This is a genomic window from Stenotrophomonas sp. HMSC10F06 (assembly GCF_001807865.1).
GTDB lineage: Bacteria > Pseudomonadota > Gammaproteobacteria > Xanthomonadales > Xanthomonadaceae > Stenotrophomonas > Stenotrophomonas bentonitica_A.
Map to the genome: position 1 here is coordinate 20,826 of NZ_KV791267.1, position 17,047 is coordinate 37,872.

Below are 17,047 nucleotides of genomic sequence, written 5' to 3' on the forward strand. Positions count from 1 at the left end.
CAAGGACAGCGATGACGCGCGGACGATGGACGATGGTGGTGCTGATCGCCGCTCTGATGGCGGCAGCGCTGGTTTGGACCTTCCTGCGTGAACCGGCCGCGCCGGCGCCGCCACCGGGCCCGGTGGCGACGGCCCTGGGCTGGACGCCGACAATCAGCGTGCTCGCCGGCGACGGCGTGGGCGGCAGTACGGAAGGCCCCGCAGCCCAGGCGCGCTTCGCCGATCCGTACGGCCTGGCCGTGGACACACATGGCGTGGTCTACATCGCCGATGCCGGCGACAACAACCGCATCCGCCGCGTTCATCCCGACGGTCGCGTGGACACGCTGGCCGGGCAGGGCGAGGGTTGGCGCGATGGCGCCGCCCTGCGGGCGCAGTTCAACACGCCCTCCGGGATCGCACTGGATGCGGGCGGCAATGTCTATGTTGCCGATACCGGCAACCACGTGATCCGCCGCATTGCGGTGGATGGCACGGTAAGCACGCTGGCCGGTGATGGTCAGCGGGGGTTCGTCGATGGCCCGGCCGCCCAGGCGCGCTTCGATGGGCCGATGGGCGTGGCGGTGGATGCGGGCGGCCGCGTCTTCGTGGCCGATACCTACAACGACCGCATCCGCGTCATCGAACCCGATGGACGGGTGCACACCGTCGCCGGTGGCGAGCGTCCGGGCCTGGTCGATGGCATCGGGGCGGCCACCCGCCTGGATACGCCGGTGGCGCTGGCACTGGATCCGCACGGCAACCTGCTGATCGCCGATCTGTTCAACAACGCGATCCGCCAACTCGCCCCGGATGGCACGCTGGGCACCCGGGTCGCCGATGGCGGCCTGCTCAGCGGACCGATGGCGCTGGCGGTGACCCATGACGGGGTGATCTACGCCAGCGACATCAACGGCAAGGTGGTGCAGATCTCGGCCCAGGGCCATCAGCTGGCACTGGCCGGGGTACCGCCGCAGCCCCGCTTTGCGCGGCCCACCGCACTCGCGCTGGATGCCGAGGGCGGCCTCTATCTGGCCGATGCCGCCTCCTACCGCGTGCACCGGCTGCGTGCCCTCGGGCCTGGGCAGACGGCGCCGCCGGCGTTGATCGGCCCGGCACCGGACGCTCCTTTGCCCGACACCGCCGGCCGGTGGCCACTGGCCCCGCAGGACGGGTGGCACGAAGTGGTGGGCACGTTGGGTGAGGTGCGCGGGGACTTCAAAGGCGAGAGTCGGCACCATCTGCATGGCGGGTTCGATATCCGCGGCGATGTCGGCCAGCCGGTGTTGGCGATCGCCGATGGCAAGGTCGATACGCCGTTCGCGGCGTGGTCGGTCGGCGGCCAGGCCGAAGGCCTTTCGCTGGGCCGGCTCAAATACATCCATATGAAGGTTGGCCGCGATCCGCGCGATCGGCCGTTCGATGCGCGCTGGCAGCAGGTGTCCGGTGAGGACGGCAAGCTCGAACGCATCCGCGTGCGTCGCGGCACCCGGTTCGCCGCCGGCGAAGCCTTGGGCAGCATCAACCGGATGGCGCATGTCCACCTGAGCGTGGGCGCCAGTGGTTTCGAGCGCAATGCGGTGGCACTGGGCTTCACCGGTTACGCCGATACGTTCGCGCCGCGCATCACCGAGGTCGCCGTGCTGGACGACCTGGACCAGCCGGTCAAGGCGGGTGCCGACGGGCGCGTCGCGATCCCGCGCCAGGGGCCGGGCGTGCAGATCGTGGTGGAGGCGTGGGACCAGGTGGACCGCAATCTGCCACGGCGCCGGCTGGGCCTGTACCAGGTCGGCTACCAGGTCCTGGATGCGCAGGGCCAGCCGCTGGCCGGGTACGAGCAGCCGCGCTTCAACATCGTGTTCAACCGGATGCCGCGCGAAGACAGCGCCACCCGCGTGGCCTACGCGCCGGACAGCGGCATCACCGTGCATGGCAGCGCGGTCACCCGGTTCCGCTACCTGGTCACCAACACGGTGCGCGATGGGCTGGTCGAGACCGGACGCTGGCAACCGGATGCATTGCCGGCCGGCGAGTACATCCTGCGGGCCAGTGCGCGCGACTACAGCGGCAATGAGGCCATCGGCCCGCGCGATCTGAAGATCACGCTGTTGCCTTGAGCGGTGTCAGGCGCCGACGCGCACGCGTTCGGCGTCCATGTCGGCCAGCGGGCGTACCTCGATGCTGCCAAAGCGCGACCACGGGAACTGCTGCGCAATGCGCATCGCCTCGGCGTGGTCGGGCGCGTTGATCAGGTTGAAGCCGGCCAGCAGTTCGTGGGTTTCGGCGAACGGGCCATCGGTGATGCGGGTCTGGCCCTGGCGCACGCGCAACGTGCGCGCGCTGTCCACCGGTTCCAGCTTCTGGGCGAGCACCAGGGTACCCTCGGCCTGCAGGCGGTCGGCGTGGTGCAGGCAGTCATGCATCAGGCGGTCGTATTCGTCGCCGGGCAGGGCCTGCAACAGGCCCTCGTCGATATAGATCAGCAGAAGAAATTGCATGGCCGGACCAGGGTGGGCGGGGAAACCGCATGATGCCCCAGCCCGCGGTCATGGCGTGTTGCAGCGCCGCAGCGCGGCCCCGTTCAGCGACGAAAAAATAGTTCGTCGTGCGTGTCGATTTCCATCCCCTTGGCACGTTGTATCCAGTGAACGGCCCGGGTTCCGGGCTGGCACACAGGAGCACCCCGTGAAAGTCATGGTACTGGTCAAGGCAACCGCCGCCACCGAGGCCGGTCAATTGCCGACCGAGCAGGAAATCCGCGCGATGGGCGCGTACAACGAGCAGTTGGTCCAGGCCGGGATCATGCTGGCCGGCGAGGGCCTGCACCCGACCTCGCGCGCCCGCCGCGTGGCCTTTGGCAGCGAGCCGCCGCGGGTGATCGATGGGCCGTTCGCCGAAACCCGCGAGCTGGTCTGCGGGTTCTGGCTGTGGCAGGTGCGCTCGCTGGACGAGGCCACCGAATGGCTCAAGCGCGCACCGTTCGCTGCCGGGGATGTGGTCGAGCTGCGGCCGATCCTCAGTGCCGAGGATTTCGGCGCGGCCTTCACTCCCGAATTGCAGGCGCAGGAACAGCGTCTGCGCGACCAGATCGGCACCGCCGATTGATTCCCCCCCGCACCCCTGGAGCACTCCCATGAAACTGATTCCGTTCCTCGGCTTCAACGGCAAGACCCATGACGCCATGGCCTTCTACGCGCAGGTACTCGGCGGCAAGGTCACCTCTGAAATGAAGTACCGCGACATGCCACCCATGGAAAGCCAGGAGGGCTGTGGCGAGATGCCGCCGGAGACACTGGACCACGTCGCGCACAGCCAGCTGGAAGTGGGGTCGGCGATCCTGATGGCCGCCGATGGCCCGTCTTCCGACGGGCAGGGCAGTACCACGATCAACATCGATGTGGATTCGATCGAGGAGGCCGAGCGCGTGTTCAACGCGCTGGCCGACGGTGGCGAGATCAAGATGCCGATCACCGAAACCTTCTGGGCCCACCGCTGGGGTTTTCTGATCGACCGTTACGGCAAGCCGTGGATGGTCAACTGCATGAAGCAGCCCTGATTCTTTCGTTCAACAGGAACCATCCACATGACCAACGCTACGCAGCAGATGATCTTCGTGAACCTCCCAGTGCGTGAACTGGAGGCGTCCAAGACGTTCTTCGCCGCCCTGGGATACACCTTCAACCCGACCTTCACCGATGAGAACGCAGCCTGCATGATCATCAGCGACAGCATCTTCGTGATGTTGCTGGTGGAGACGTTCTTCGCGCAGTTCACGACCCAGCCGATCAGTGATGCGCGCCACCAGACCGAGGTGATCACCTGCCTGTCGGCGCAGAGCCGCCAGGCGGTCGACGGGCTGGTGGACAAGGCGCTGAAGGCCGGTGCCCGCGAGCCGCAGCCGGCGCGCGATTACGGTTTCATGTACCAGCGGGGCTTCCAGGACCTGGATGGGCACCTGTGGGAGATCGCGCACATGGACGGCGAACCGGGGTGATGGCAGGCCGCGGTGCGGCTTGTGCCCCGGCCGCAGCGGTGCTCTGATCAGCCGCATGGACACGGCACTGACGCAACGACTGGAGACGATCTGGCGCATGGAGTCGCCAGTGTTGACCGCCCGCCTGACCCGCCTGCTCGGCGGTGATGTCGGCCGTGCCGAAGAGCTGGTCCAGGACACCTGGCTGGCCGCGCTGGAGCGCTGGCCCAGCCAGGGCGTGCCGGACAATCCCGGAGCGTGGCTGATGACCACTGCGCGCAACCGCGCCATCGATGTGCTGCGCCAGCACCAGCGCGTCGCCGGCCAGCACGCGCAGTTCGCTAGTGCGCTGGCGCCGCTGCCGTTGCCGGCGCCGGACGACAGCGATGCGCTGGAAGACGACATCGGCGATGACCTGCTGCGGCTGATGTTCGTTGCCTGTCATCCGGTGCTGGCCGCCGACGCGCGTGTCGCGCTGACGCTACGGCTGCTCGGCGGCCTGACCACCGATGAGATCGCACGCGCGTTCCTCGCGCCGGAGCCCACCATTGCCCAGCGCATCGTGCGCGCCAAGCGCACGCTGGCGCACAAGCAGGTGCCATTCGAAGTGCCGCGCCAGGCGGCGTTGCCGGAGCGCCTGGCCTCGGTGCTGGAGGTGGTCTACCTGATCTTCAACGAAGGCTATGCGGCCAGTGCCGGCGATGACTGGATGCGCCCGGCCCTGTGCGACGAAGCGCTGCGGCTGGGCCGCGTGCTCGCCAGTCGGTTGCCGACCTGGCCGCAGGTGCAGGGGCTGCTCGCCCTGATGGAACTGCAGGCCTCGCGCACCGCCGCCCGCACCGATGCCACCGGTACGCCGATCCTGTTGCCTGACCAGGACCGCACGCGCTGGGACTGGCTGCAGATCGCTCGTGGCCAGGCCGCGCTGCAGCAGGCGATGGCGCTGGGCGGCGGTGACGATCCCTATGCGCTGCAGGCCGCCATCGCCGAGTGTCACGCACGCGCGCGCCGTGCCGACGACACCGACTGGGCGCGGATGACCGCGCTGTACGCACGGCTGGCACAGCGCCAGCCCTCGCCGGTGGTGGCGTTGAACCATGCGGTCGCCCTGTCGCGGGCGCAGGGCGCGGCGGCCGCATGGCCGCTGGTCGATGCGCTCGGTGACGATGCGCGGCTGCGCGACTATGCGCCGCTGGCTGCGGTGCAGGGCGACCTGCTGGCCCAGCTGGGGCGGCACGCCGAAGCACGGGCGGCATTCCAGCGTGCGGCCGCGCTGACCGCCAATGCGCGTGAGAAGGCGATGCTGCTGGCCCGTGCGGCAGCCGTGTAGACCGGCACTGCACTGCGCGGCGGCTCTGGCCTACACTCGGGCGATTGTCGGTCAGTCATGAGGTGCAGCGTGAAGCGTGTGGTAATCAGCCTGTTGGCGTTGTCGGTGTCGTCGGCCTTGATGGCCGCCACCCCCAAATTCGATGGCGCGCGGATCTCCGCCGACGTCAAGGAACTGGCGTCGGACGCCTACGAAGGCCGCTCGCCGGCCACTGCCGGTGAAGAGAAGACCATCGCCTTCCTGAGCAAGCAGTTCGCAGCGGCGGGCCTGCAGCCGGGCGGCGACCTCAAGGACGGCAAGCGCCTGTGGACCCAGGCCGTGCCGCTGCTCAAGGGCGATATCGTCGGCACCCCGAGCCTGTCGTTGAGCAGCAAGGGCAAGCCGCAGACGCTGAGCCAGGGCAAGGAAATCGCCGTGCGCGCCGCGATGAACGGTGCCAGCGCGGTGGACATCAAGAACGCGCCGCTGGTCTTCCTCGGCTACGGCGTCAAGGCCGCCGAGCGCAACTGGGACGATTTCAAGGGCGTGGACCTGAAGGGCAAGATCGCCGTCGTGCTGATCAACGATCCGGACTTCGAAAGCGGCCAGGGCGACTTCGACGGCAAGGGCATGACCTACTACGGCCGCTGGACCTACAAGTACGAAGAAGGTGCGCGCCAGGGTGCCCTCGGCGTGCTGATCGTGCACGAGACCGCGCCGGCCTCGTACGGTTGGGCCACCGTGGCCGGCTCCAACACCAACACCATGTTCGATGTGGTCCGCGACAACCCGGCCGAGGCGCATCCGCTGCTGGAAGGCTGGATCCAGCGCGATCTGGCGGTGGAGCTGTTCAAGCGTTCGGGCCTGGATTTCGAGGCGCTCAAGAAGCAGGCGCAGACCCGTGATTTCAAGCCGGTGGAGCTGAAGGGCGAGACCTTCTCGGCCAAGTACGCGGTCAAGACCGAGGTGATCACCTCGCACAACGTGGCCGCGCGCCTGGAAGGCAGCAAGCATCCCGACGAGACGGTGATCTACAGCGCCCACTGGGACCACATCGGCGTGGGCAAGCCGGACGCGAACGGTGACACCATCTTCAACGGCGCGCTGGACAACGCCAGCGGCACCGCCTCGCTGATCGAACTGGCCCGTGGCTTCGCCAAGGGCAAGCGCCCGGAGCGGTCGGTGCTGTTCCTGGCCGTGACTGCCGAGGAAAAGGGCCTGCTCGGCTCGGAGTACTACGCCACCCACCCGCTGTACCCGCTGGGCAAGACCGTTGCGCTGATCAACATGGACGGCATGGCGCCCTTCAGCCCCTCGCGTGACTTCGGGATCTACGGCTCGGCCAAGCTGGAACTGCTGGACCAGCTCAAGGACGTCGCCAAGGGCTGGGACATCCGCTACACGCCGGACCCGAAGCCGGAAGCCGGCCTGTTCTTCCGCTCCGATCACTTCCCGTTCGCCAAGCGTGGCGTGCCGGCAGTGTCGTACTCGGCGGGCCAGGACTGGGTGGAGGGGGGCGTGGCGGCCGGCAAGGCCGCTTCGGATGACTACACCGCCAAGCGCTATCACCAGCAGGGCGATGAGTGGCAGCCGGACTGGACCTTCGCCGGTGCCTCGCGCGATCTGGAAGTGCTGTACACGCTGGGCAACCAGCTGGCCAACTCGCGCGCCTGGCCGAACTGGAGCGAAGACTCCCAGTTCCGCGCCCCGCGTGACGCCAGCGCCGCCGAGCGGAAATAAGACGCGTCCGGCCGGCACGCCGGCCGGACCCCCGCCGTAGAGCAACGCCACGCGTGGCTTCGCGGTCTCGAACCCAGACGTAGAGCCACGCCATGCGTGGCTTCGCGGTTCCGGAAGAAAGCCAGCCACCCATGGGGTGGCTCTACACCGCTTCGTCCCACCATTCCCTGCCTTCGTCGCATGCCGCTTGTTCCCGCTGGCGGCGGGGCTATGCTCGCCTCACTCCCTATGTGATGACGCCGCCGTGTTCGCCAGCCTCTCCCTGATCTTCCGCATTCTGTTGGCCTGGGCCGCCGCCATCGTGGTGGCGGGGTTCGTCTGGAGTGGCTTCTTCCATGGCATGGACGAAGGCCCCGGCTGGGTGTTCGGCCTGCTGGCCCTGTTCGTGATGGTGACCGCCCTGGGCAGCTGCATCGCCCATATCCGGCGCGTGCAGCACGTCGCCGGACGCCTGGACGCGGCCACCCTGTCCAGCCGCCAGCGCCGCCAGATCGAGGTGCCGATGGACGCCGGCCCGGCCTTCGCCTTGGTCGAGGCCGCCATCGCCGAGCTGCCACGCGTGGAAGACATCGAAAGTGCGCCCGGCAGCCTGCAGGTCCGTGCCTATGTGCGCCGCGTGGATCCCTACAACGGCCGCCCGCCGTCCCGCTGGAACCTGCCTGCGCGGCTGGCGATCAAGCGCAACAGCGTGCTCGCCACGGTCACGCCGGGGCAGGGCACCAGCAGCGTGACCCTGCTGTTCGAGCCCGATGCCGGGGTCTGGGCCGATCTGCTGGCGGTCGACGAAGGCAGCAACCACGAGAACGCCGAAGCGGTCGGCCGTGCGATCACCCGCCGGGTGGCCGAGCAGCGCCGCGACGAGCAGGCCGCCGCCGAGCAGACCGCGACCGAGAAGGAACTGTCGGTGGCCAAGCTCAACCTGCTGCACGCCCAGGTCGAGCCGCACTTCCTCTACAACACGCTGGCCAACGCGCAGGTGCTGACCCGCACCGATCCGCCGCGCGCCGACCAGATGCTCGGGCACCTGATCCAGTACCTGCGCAGCTCGCTGCCCAGCGTGGAGGAATCGATGTCGACCCTGGGCGTGGAGCTGGAGCGCACCCAGGCCTACCTGGAAATCCTCAAGATCCGCATGGGCGCCCGCTTGGCCCTGCAGGTGGACGTGCCCCCGGCCCTGCTCAGCCTGCCGCTGCCCTCGATGGCGCTGCAGACCCTGGTCGAGAACGCGATCAAACACGGCCTGGAACCCAAACCCGGCGGCGGCACGGTGTGGATCATCGCGCGCGCCTTCGAGGACCATGTCACCCTCACCGTGGCCGACGACGGCCTCGGGTTCGGGCAGGGCACCAGTGGTACCGGGATCGGCCTGAAGAACCTGCGCGAACGCCTGCGCCTGACCTGCGGTGAGCACGCTGGCGTGGCGATCGTGTCCAATTTCCCCACCGGCGTGGCAGCGACGATCACCCTGCCGCGCGATGCCCGCGAGGCGATCCATGCAGCTTGACGCCCTCATTGCCGAAGACGAAGACCTGCTGCGCCAGTCGCTAGTGGCACAGCTGCAGCGGTTGTGGCCGGAACTGCGGCTGGTGGCCGAATGCGAGGATGGTGCCAGTGCGCTGGAGCGCCTGGCCGAGCTGAAGCCGGACCTGGCCCTGCTCGACATCCGCATGCCCGGCATCACCGGTATCGAGGTGGCCCGCGCGCTGCCCGAGATCAGCCCGCGCACCCAGGTGGTGTTCGTCACCGCCTACGACCAGTATGCGATCGACGCCTTCGAACAGGGCGCGATCGACTACCTGCTCAAGCCGGTCAGCGATGAGCGCCTGCTGGCCACGCGCGAGCGGATCCTGGCCCGCATGCAGCTCGGCCGCCCGGACAGCGGCATGCTCGAGCAGCTGCTGCAGCGCCTCGGCAATCAGCCCGCCGCCGCCTCAAGCGCGCCGCCTTTGGCCTGGATCACCGCCAGCAACGGCCGCGACACGCAGCTGATCATGCTCGAAGATGTGATCTACTTCCGTGCGGACAGCAAATACACCACGGTGGTGACCGAGCAGGGCGAAAGCCTGCTGCGCACCTCGCTGCGTGAGCTACTGGATGCGCTCGATCCGCAACGGTTCCGCCAGATCCACCGCTCCACCATCGTGAACATGAAGGCGGTCGCCGCGGTCACCCGCGATGACACCGGCCGCGGCCAGCTGCGCTTGAAGCACCGCACCGAAGTGCTCAACGTCAGCCAGCCCTTCATGAGCCTGTTCCGCGGGATGTAACGCGCCTTTCCTTTCGTCTGGAGCCTGCCATGCGTACCGCCGTTGTCGCCAGTCTCTGCGTGTTGATGCTGGCGGCCTGCCAGCAATCGAACAACACCTCCGTCACCCGCATCCGCGCCAACGGCGTGGATACGCTGTACAGCAAAACCACGGTCGACAACGGCGTGGCCAGCTTCGACTGCATCGCCAGCAGCAGTGGCCACTGCCACTACCTGGTGCTGGATGCGCGCTGCGGGAAGGACAAGGACTGCGCCTATCCGCCCCTGCACCGGCTGTCGGTGGCAGTCGGCAAGACCGAGCAGATGGCGGGGTTGCCGGCTGGCTTCCAGCATTGCGTCAGCGCGGTCCAGAAAGAACAATGCCACCGTGAGTGATCACGGTGGCATCGTGGCTCCCCCCGCTTTTCAGTAGGGTCAGAACGCGGGCTGCAGATGCAGGTTGGTGCCGTTGGGCTGCTCGCCGACATGATTGAGCTGGCCCACCAGTTCGGTGTGCTGCTTCATCCGGCCGATCTCGCGCATGATGCGGATGTCCTCGTGGCGCAGCTCGCGCTTGGCGCTCACCGCCTGCTTGTAATCCAGGACTTCCGGATAGTGCTGGGCCATGTCCAGCGCCTCGGCCACGCATTCGACCGTATCGGCATCGGAGGTGATCCGGGCGCGGCTGTTGAAGGCCTTCATCCAGCGCTCGAAGCCGGCGGTGTGATCGAACATGTTGGCCATGAACCAGATCACGAACAGGATCGACACCCACGAACCGAACACGATCACCACGCGGGTGAAGGTGATATGGAAGTCATCCTTCCACAGGTAGTTGCTGATCAGGCCGAGGATGAGCAGGGAGGACGCCTGCCAGCCCACGATCGAGGCCATCAGCCATTGGCCCTTGGCTTTGGCGAGCACCGCGACTTCTTCGCGGATCTGCTGTTCACTCTTGTTACGCCAATGCGCGACCTGTTTTTCGAACGGGCTGCTGTACAGCTCGTTGTCCTGCAACAGCAGACCCAAACCTTTGAACAAAGCGATCATGACGAGCTCCTTCTGGAACGTGCGGCAGCGCATTGGACGACGTTGTGGCGTATCCAGTTCTAGCACTTTCACGGCGCTTGGCAATGGGCAAAGCGCAAAGATCCGGCGCCATTTCTGCCTGAATGGGCAAACCCGCAGCGGATTTGCGCACTGCGGCACGTAAATCGCCGGGTAAATACGGCTTGGACGGCGGCTCCCATGCTGCATCTGCACAATGCGCAGGCCCTGTCGGACACCCGCCTCGCCAGCCCCACCGGTATCACGCAGAATTGACGCATCCGCGCGAAATGCCGGTCCGCTCGCCCTCGGTACTGCTGATGTCCTCCCTGCTGCGTTCGCTTGCCCGCCCTGCCACCGCCCCCATACGCCGCTGGGTGCTGGGCGCCTTCCCCCGCGGCCAAAGCGGGATCGACTACGACCACCCGCTGGGCGACCCCGGCTGGTTCGGCCCCGACAGCATCACCTGGCGGGTGCATGCCGAGTTTGCCGGCATGCTCGCCGGCGGCCTGTGCGCCCTGATGCTGCAGACCCTGCATCCGCTGGCCCTGGCCGGTGTGTACGACCACTCCAACTTCCGCGATGACCTGGTCGGCCGCCTGCGCCGCACCACCGCGTTCGTCGCGGGAACGACCTACGCATCCACCGCGGAAGTCGAGGCGTTGATCGCCAAGGTGACCCGCATCCATGCCCAGGTGCGCGGTCACACCGCCGATGGCCGCGCGTATTCCGCCGACGATCCCGCGCTGCTCACCTGGGTGCACGTCACTGAAGCGTACGGCTTCCTGCAGGGCTGCCGACGCTATTGCCGCGACGTGCCTACGGCGGTCGCCGACCGGTACTACCGTGAGTACAAGCGCGTGGCCGAAGCGCTTGGCGCTGTAGACGTTCCCGCGTCGGAAGCGGAGGTGGACGCGTACTTCGCGCGCCAGCAATCGCAGCTGGTGTTCGATGCGCGCTCGCGCGAGGTGCTGGCGGTCCTGTCAGGCATCCGCCTGCCGGTGCCGATGGCGGGTCTCTCGCGTGAGCTGTTCCTCGGTGCAGGTGCAGCGCTGCTGCCGGACTGGGCGACCGCGATGATCCAGCGCACGCCGATGCAGCGTGCGCAGTCGCGGGCGTCGGCGGTGATGCTCAAAGGCATGGCGCCGTTGTTCCGGCGCGCGCTGCAGGACGGGCTGGCGACGCGGGCGTGCACGCGGATGGGTGTGTCGGCTGGGGTGCTTGCTGATTGGCCTTGAAGCGGCAAGTGCCCTGTGTCCGCTGGTTGGGTCGGGCACGCACAGGCTTCCGGGACCCGCTGCTCTACAGCGAAAAAAAAACGGGCGCCGAAGCGCCCGTTCTCTCATCTCAGCAACGTGCGATGACGCACCTCACCACACCTTGACCCGCTTCTCCGGCGCCAGGTACAGCTTCTGGCCTTCCTTCACCTCGAAGGCCGGATACCACGCATCCAGATTGCGCACCGTCAACGCACGGAACTGGCCCGGCGCATGCACATTGGTCAACAGCGAATTGCGCAGCGCCTGCTCACGCGCCTTGCTCCGCCATGCCTGCGCAAACCCCAGGAAGAACCGCTGATCCGGCGTGAAGCCTTCCAGCGTCTGGCCCGGCTTGCCCTGCAGCGACAACTGATACGCATCGTAGGCCGTCGAAAGACCTGCCACGTCCGCAATGTTCTCGCCCAGCGTCAGACGACCATTCACCGATACCCCCGGGAACGGTGTGTAGCTGCTGAACTGCGCCGCCAGTGCATCGCCGGCCGCGTTGAACTTCTTCAGATCTTCGGGCGTCCACCAGTTCTGCAGCTTGCCCGTCTCATCGAACAGCGCACCGGCATTGTCGAAACCGTGGCTGATCTCATGGCCGATCACCGCACCGATCGCGCCGTAGTTCACCGCATCATCGGCCGCGCCGTCGAAGAACGGCGGCTGCAGGATCGCGGCCGGGAACACCAGGCGGTTTTCCAGTGGCACGTTCATCGCATTGATGGTCTGCGGCAGCATCGCCCACTCGCTGTGATCCACCGGCTTGCCCAGCTTGGCGATGTTGCGGCGGTACTCGAACAGCTCCGCACGCTCGGCATTGCCCAACGCGTCATCGCGCTTGATCTCAAGGCCGGCGTAGTCGCGCCACTTGTCCGGGTAGCCCATGCCCACGGTCAGGCCATCCACCTTGGCCTTGGCACGCGCCTTGGTCTGCGGCGACATCCACTCCAGCGCATCGATGCGCTTGGCGAACGCGGCGATGATGTTCTTGGCCATCGCGTCCGCGCGCGCCTTGGTGGCCGGATCGAAATGACGTTCGACGTACAGCTTGCCGATCGCTTCGCCGACGGCATGGTTGCTGTCATCCACCGCACGCTTCCAGCGCTCGCTCTGCTGCGGGGTGCCGTTGAGCGTGGTGCCGTGGAAGGCGAAGCGCGCATCGGCAAACGACTTGGGCAGGTACGGCGCGGCGCGGTCCAGCGCATGGAAGGCCAGGTAGTCCTTCCAGACCTCCAGCGGCTCGGTGGCGACCAGGCGCGAGATGCCCGCGACGGCCTTGGGCTGCCACACGATGAAGTCCTGCTGGGCGTCCAGCCCGGCCGAGGCCAGGAACGCGTTCCAGTCCATACCCGGTGCCTTGGCGCTCAGGTCGGTCTGCTTCCAGGCGTTGGCGCCCTTGGCGACGTCGTTGGTGTCTTCCTGGGTGGCGTGGACCTGGGCGATCCTGGTCTCCAGCGCGAGGATGCGCTGCGCCTTGGCGGCCGGATCGGCGACGCCGGCCAGCTGCAGGACCTGGGCGATGTAGGCCTGGTACTGCTTGCGGATCTCGGCCATGCGGCCACCCTGCAGGTAGAAATCACGGTCCGGCAGGCCCAGACCGCCCTGCACCAGGTACGGCGCGGTGCGGTCCGGCTGCAGCAGATCCACCGAGACCCACACGCCGAACAGGCGGTCGGTGTAGAAGTTGGTGGCGTTGAGCAGGTCCACGTCGGCGCGCAGCGTGCCGCCGAGCGCGGTGGCCAGCGCGGCCTTGTCGTTGATGCCGGCGATGGCGTCCAGTTCCGGTTTGACCGGGGCGACGCCGCGCGACTCGATGCCGCTCTCGTCCATGAAGGCGGCGTAGTAATCGCCGATCAGCTTGGCCTCGCCCTCGGCCTTTGTGTCGGCCGCAGCGCCTTCGAGGATCGCGCGGGTGTCGGCCAGGGTTTTTTCGGAGATGACGTTGAAGCTGCCGTAGCTGGAGCGGTCGGCCGGGATCTCGGTGTTCTTGACCCAGGTACCGTTGGCGAAGCCGAAGAAGTCATCGCCGGCGGCGACGCTGCGGTCCATGCCGGCGGCGTCGAAGCCGAAGCTGCCCAGCTGCGGCTTGGGCGCGGCCGGTTCGGCCGGGGTGGTCTCGGGGGCGGACGCGGCCGGTGCAGTGGCCTCGCGGTCGCAGGCGGCCAGGCTCAGCGACAGGCTGGCGGCAATGGCGAGCATCAGGGTGGGGCGGCGCAGCTTGGACATTGAGCTTCTCAGCAACGGAAACACCCAAGTCTAATCCCGTACCGGGCGCGCGGTTATGCCGGCTTCGGCGGCATCGGGTACCGGGTGTGCCGGTCTTCCGGGTTCACTGATGTGAACCCTGGCCGCGGTGCTTCCCGTGCCGTACGCGCTGGTGCATGCTGGGGCCTGCACGGATTCCGCGGGCGCCGGCTGGCGCCGGTGTGACGAGCAAGGCGTCAAGAATCCCGGGCAGCGGCCGCTCAGGTTTGGGGAAACCAGGAAGCGTTTACAGATGAAGTCAGCCTGTCGTTCGGGAAAAGGGTTGCGATGCCCGCGTTGAACCGTGCCCTGGCACGGCCACTGCGGACGTTCGTGTGGCTCGGGGTATCCCTGGGCGTGCTGCTGGGCGCCGGGCTGGTGGCGACGCTGCTCAATGACTGCCAGCGCCGACAGGAAGCCGCGCAGCGCCAGAGCTCGGCGCTGGCCACCGGCGCCCAGCGCCTGCTGCGGCTGGAACTGCGCAACCTGGAGCGGGTGATGCAGGGCATCTCCCGCGATGGCGCGCTGCTCTTCCAGCGGGTGCCGGCGCAGGCACCGGACCTGCTCGATGCCAGCATCGCCGGGGCGCTGCAGCGGCATGCCGAACTGCACAGCATCGTGGTGGTCGACCAGTACGGGCGGGCCCTGACCAGTGGCAGTGGCGACCTGCAGTTGCCGCTCTGGGCGGTGGATGACAACCGCGGCCTGGGCAGCCAGGTTTTCCTCGGGCCGCCGCAGGCGCTGGATGCCGCGCACTGGATCCTGCCGCTGGCGCTGCCGATGGGCGGTGACCGCTGGCTGTTGGCACGGCTGCGCACGGCGGAACTGCAGGCCATCATCGGCGGCATGGATACCGGCGATGCCGGGGTGATCTCGATCACCGACCCGCGGGGCTACGTGCTGGCGCGCAGCCCCGATCCGGTCGGCGTGGTGGGGCGCCGCTTCGGCCTGGCCAGGCGCGAGCTGCTGCGCCGCGATGCCCTGACCCCATTGGGGACCGAGACCAGTGCCGTGGATGGCATCGAGCGCATCTCCAGCCTCAGCACGCTGGCCCAGTACCCGCTGGCGGTGTACGCCGGGTTGGGCCGGCGCGACGTGCTGGCGGCCTGGTGGCCGTATGTGCAGGCCTCGGTCGGGGTCTACCTGCTGTACTGGGCGCTGTTTGCCGCGGTCTATGTCAGCCTGCGCCGCGCCACCCGCGACCAGGACAGCCTGAGCGAGGAGCTGCGTACCGGCCACGCCGAACTGCGCATGGCCCACCAGGTCGGCAAGGTGTGTACCTGGTACGTGGACGAGGATGCTTGCCTGCTGCGCTGGTCGCCGCTGGCCCGAGAGATTTTCGGCATCGACATCGAAAGCCTGCCCGTCGCGGATTTCTTCGCGCGCGTGCACCACGACGATACCGCGCGCATGCAGCAGGCCTTCGATGCCGCCTTTGCCGGCAGCGGCGTGCTCGATGAGATGTTCCGCCTGGTGCTGCCGGGTGGCGCGACCCGCTGGGTCGCCGCGCGCGGCCAGCGCGTGGCGGTGGTGGACCGCCAGCGCCGCATGATCGGTGCGTTGACCGATGTCAGCGAGCGGGTCGATGCGCTGGCCCGGGTGCAGCAGGCCGAGCGCCAGTTCCGGCTGCTGTTCGACCGCAATCCGGCCCCGTTCTGGGTGTTCGATCCGGACACGCTGCGCTTTCTGGAGGTCAACGAAGCGGCGGTGCGCCAGTACGGCTACAGCCGCGATGAGTTCCTGGCGATGAGCATCCTGGACATCCGCCCGCGCGAGGGTTGGGAGGAGATCCGCGGGGCGATCGCGCAGGCGCGCATCGGCGACGTGCAGGATGCGCAGGTCCGCCTGCACCAGCGCAAGGACGGCAGCGTCTTCGAGGTGCGTGCGCATCTGGCGCGGCTGGATTTCGACGGCCGCCAGGCCTGCCTGGTACTGGCCGAGGACGTCAGCGAGCGTTTGGCTTACGAGCGCGATCTGGCGTACCACGCCACCCACAACCCGGCGACCGGTCTGCTCAATACGCGCGCGCTGGCCGCGCAGCTGGATGAAGAGGGGGGCGCCTACACGATCGCCTACGTGCAGTTCCGCGGCCTGCAGCTGGTCTCGGACACGCTCGGCCGCGAAGTCGGCGACGTGGTGCTGCAGGCGATGGCCAAGCGCCTGGGCGGGCTCGGCGTGCGCTACGGCCTGCTTGCCTTCCAGCCGGCCGAGGATTTCATCTTCGCCATCCGCGACGACCATCAGCGCCAGACCGCGCTGGATACGCTGGTGCAGACCGTGTCCGAACCGGTGCGCGGGCAGGATTGGCTGCACCAGTTCGAGCCGCGCATCGGTGTCGCCGTGAAGGCCGGCGACGATGCCAGCACCGCCGAACAGGTGATCGGCATGGCCGCGCAGGCCGCCCACGCGGCGCGCGACGAAGGCAATGTCATCGCCTGGTACGACGCGACCGTCAGTTCGCGCCTGGCCGAGCGGCTGCGCCTGGCCGGCCGCATCCACAGTGCGATCGACACCGAGTTCGAGCTGTATTACCAGCCGATCTGCCACGCCGGCGACAGCAGCCCGGCCGCGCTGGAAGCCCTGCTGCGCTGGCCGCAGGCGGATGGCAGCTTCATTCCCCCGGGCGAGTTCATCCAGCTGTGCGAAGACACCGGGCTGATCCTCGCGCTTGGCCGCTGGGTGATCCGCGCCGCGGCGCAGGCGCAGCGGCAGCTGGTCGACGCGGGCTGGGACCTGCCCATCGCGGTGAATGTCTCGGCGGTGCAGTTCTTCAACAGCGACCTGGTGGCCGAGTTCACCCGCGCCAGCCACGAATTCGGGCTGGCCCGCGGTGCGCTGCAGGTCGAGCTGACCGAAAGCAGCCTGATGCGCAAGCCGGGCCAGGCCAAACAGACCATGCAGCGCCTGCACGAGCAGGGCATCTGCATTTCGCTGGATGATTTCGGCACCGGCTATTCCAACATGTCCTACCTGCAGCACCTGCCACTGGACATCCTCAAGATCGACCGCAGCTTCGTGGCCGACGTGGAAACCAACCCGCGCAACGCCTCGATCTGCCGCGCGCTGTTGTCACTGGGGCACAGCATGGGCCTGACCATCATCGCCGAGGGCGTGGAAACGCCCGGTCAGCTGCAGTGGCTGGCCGCGCATGGCTGCGACCAGGTGCAGGGCTATCTGCTCGGCCGGCCGATGCCGCTGGCACGGCTCATCGGGCAGCTGGAATCGGTGGAGGCATAGCGGCGCGC

At 67.9% G+C, this 17,047-nt stretch carries 14 protein-coding genes; 11 read left to right on the forward strand and 3 right to left on the reverse strand.

The window, feature by feature from the left end:
• The first annotated feature begins 56 nt into the window (after nt 1-56).
• Nucleotides 57-2,096 (forward strand): SMP-30/gluconolactonase/LRE family protein, encoded by a 2,040-nt coding sequence (locus HMPREF3113_RS07340; protein ID WP_254665261.1) that lies wholly within the window; start codon nt 57-59, stop codon nt 2,094-2,096.
• 6 nt (nt 2,097-2,102) lie between these two features.
• On the opposite strand, the gene HMPREF3113_RS07345 is transcribed toward HMPREF3113_RS07340, so the two are convergent.
• Complete coding sequence (locus HMPREF3113_RS07345; RefSeq protein ID WP_019185729.1) at nt 2,103-2,477, reverse strand: YciI family protein; 375 nt, start codon at nt 2,475-2,477, stop codon at nt 2,103-2,105.
• A gap of 187 nt (nt 2,478-2,664) precedes the next feature.
• Between HMPREF3113_RS07345 and HMPREF3113_RS07350 the strand changes: the two genes are divergently transcribed.
• From HMPREF3113_RS07350 to HMPREF3113_RS07385, 8 genes are all read left to right on the forward strand, one after another.
• Nucleotides 2,665-3,084: a YciI family protein gene (locus HMPREF3113_RS07350; protein ID WP_019185730.1), complete on the forward strand. Its 420-nt coding sequence runs from the start codon at nt 2,665-2,667 to the stop codon at nt 3,082-3,084.
• Between the two features lie 28 nt (nt 3,085-3,112).
• A complete protein-coding gene (locus tag HMPREF3113_RS07355) occupies nt 3,113-3,535 on the forward strand; it encodes a VOC family protein (protein WP_046272897.1) in 423 nt (140 codons plus the stop codon).
• A 27-nt stretch (nt 3,536-3,562) separates the two neighbouring features.
• The gene (locus HMPREF3113_RS07360; RefSeq protein ID WP_070471628.1) at nt 3,563-3,973 is read left to right on the forward strand and encodes a VOC family protein; all 411 of its coding nucleotides are present in this window, start codon (nt 3,563-3,565) and stop codon (nt 3,971-3,973) included.
• A gap of 55 nt (nt 3,974-4,028) precedes the next feature.
• Nucleotides 4,029-5,282 carry an RNA polymerase sigma factor gene (locus tag HMPREF3113_RS07365; protein WP_070471752.1) on the forward strand — a complete coding sequence of 418 codons (1,254 nt, stop codon included), beginning with the start codon at nt 4,029-4,031 and terminating at the stop codon, nt 5,280-5,282.
• Between the two features lie 69 nt (nt 5,283-5,351).
• Complete coding sequence (locus HMPREF3113_RS07370; protein ID WP_046272899.1) at nt 5,352-7,001, forward strand: M28 family metallopeptidase; 1,650 nt, start codon at nt 5,352-5,354, stop codon at nt 6,999-7,001.
• A 244-nt stretch (nt 7,002-7,245) separates the two neighbouring features.
• A complete protein-coding gene (locus HMPREF3113_RS07375; protein WP_046272900.1) occupies nt 7,246-8,505 on the forward strand; it encodes a sensor histidine kinase in 1,260 nt (419 codons plus the stop codon).
• Nucleotides 8,495-9,268: a LytR/AlgR family response regulator transcription factor gene (locus HMPREF3113_RS07380; RefSeq protein ID WP_019185736.1), complete on the forward strand. Its 774-nt coding sequence runs from the start codon at nt 8,495-8,497 to the stop codon at nt 9,266-9,268. Before HMPREF3113_RS07375 ends, HMPREF3113_RS07380 begins: the two co-directional genes overlap by 11 nt.
• Nucleotides 9,269-9,297: 29 nt before the next feature.
• A complete protein-coding gene (locus HMPREF3113_RS07385; RefSeq protein ID WP_070471629.1) occupies nt 9,298-9,642 on the forward strand; it encodes a hypothetical protein in 345 nt (114 codons plus the stop codon).
• A gap of 39 nt (nt 9,643-9,681) precedes the next feature.
• Here the strand turns inward: HMPREF3113_RS07385 and HMPREF3113_RS07390 are convergent, their stop codons facing one another.
• Nucleotides 9,682-10,296, reverse strand: coding sequence for a hypothetical protein (locus tag HMPREF3113_RS07390; RefSeq protein WP_026070179.1), 615 nt, complete (start codon nt 10,294-10,296; stop codon nt 9,682-9,684).
• Nucleotides 10,297-10,613: 317 nt separating this feature from the next.
• On the opposite strand from HMPREF3113_RS07390, the gene HMPREF3113_RS07395 reads away from it, so the two are divergent.
• Nucleotides 10,614-11,531: an oxygenase MpaB family protein gene (locus HMPREF3113_RS07395; protein WP_070471753.1), complete on the forward strand. Its 918-nt coding sequence runs from the start codon at nt 10,614-10,616 to the stop codon at nt 11,529-11,531.
• 132 nt (nt 11,532-11,663) lie between these two features.
• Here the strand turns inward: HMPREF3113_RS07395 and HMPREF3113_RS07400 are convergent, their stop codons facing one another.
• Nucleotides 11,664-13,784: a M13 family metallopeptidase gene (locus tag HMPREF3113_RS07400; protein WP_070471630.1), complete on the reverse strand. Its 2,121-nt coding sequence runs from the start codon at nt 13,782-13,784 to the stop codon at nt 11,664-11,666.
• Nucleotides 13,785-14,090: 306 nt separating this feature from the next.
• Here HMPREF3113_RS07400 and HMPREF3113_RS07405 point away from each other — a divergent pair, with 306 nt between their 5' ends.
• Entirely contained in the window at nt 14,091-17,039 is a 2,949-nt protein-coding gene (locus HMPREF3113_RS07405; protein ID WP_070471631.1) for a bifunctional diguanylate cyclase/phosphodiesterase, read from the forward strand.
• The last annotated feature ends 8 nt before the right edge of the window (nt 17,040-17,047 follow it).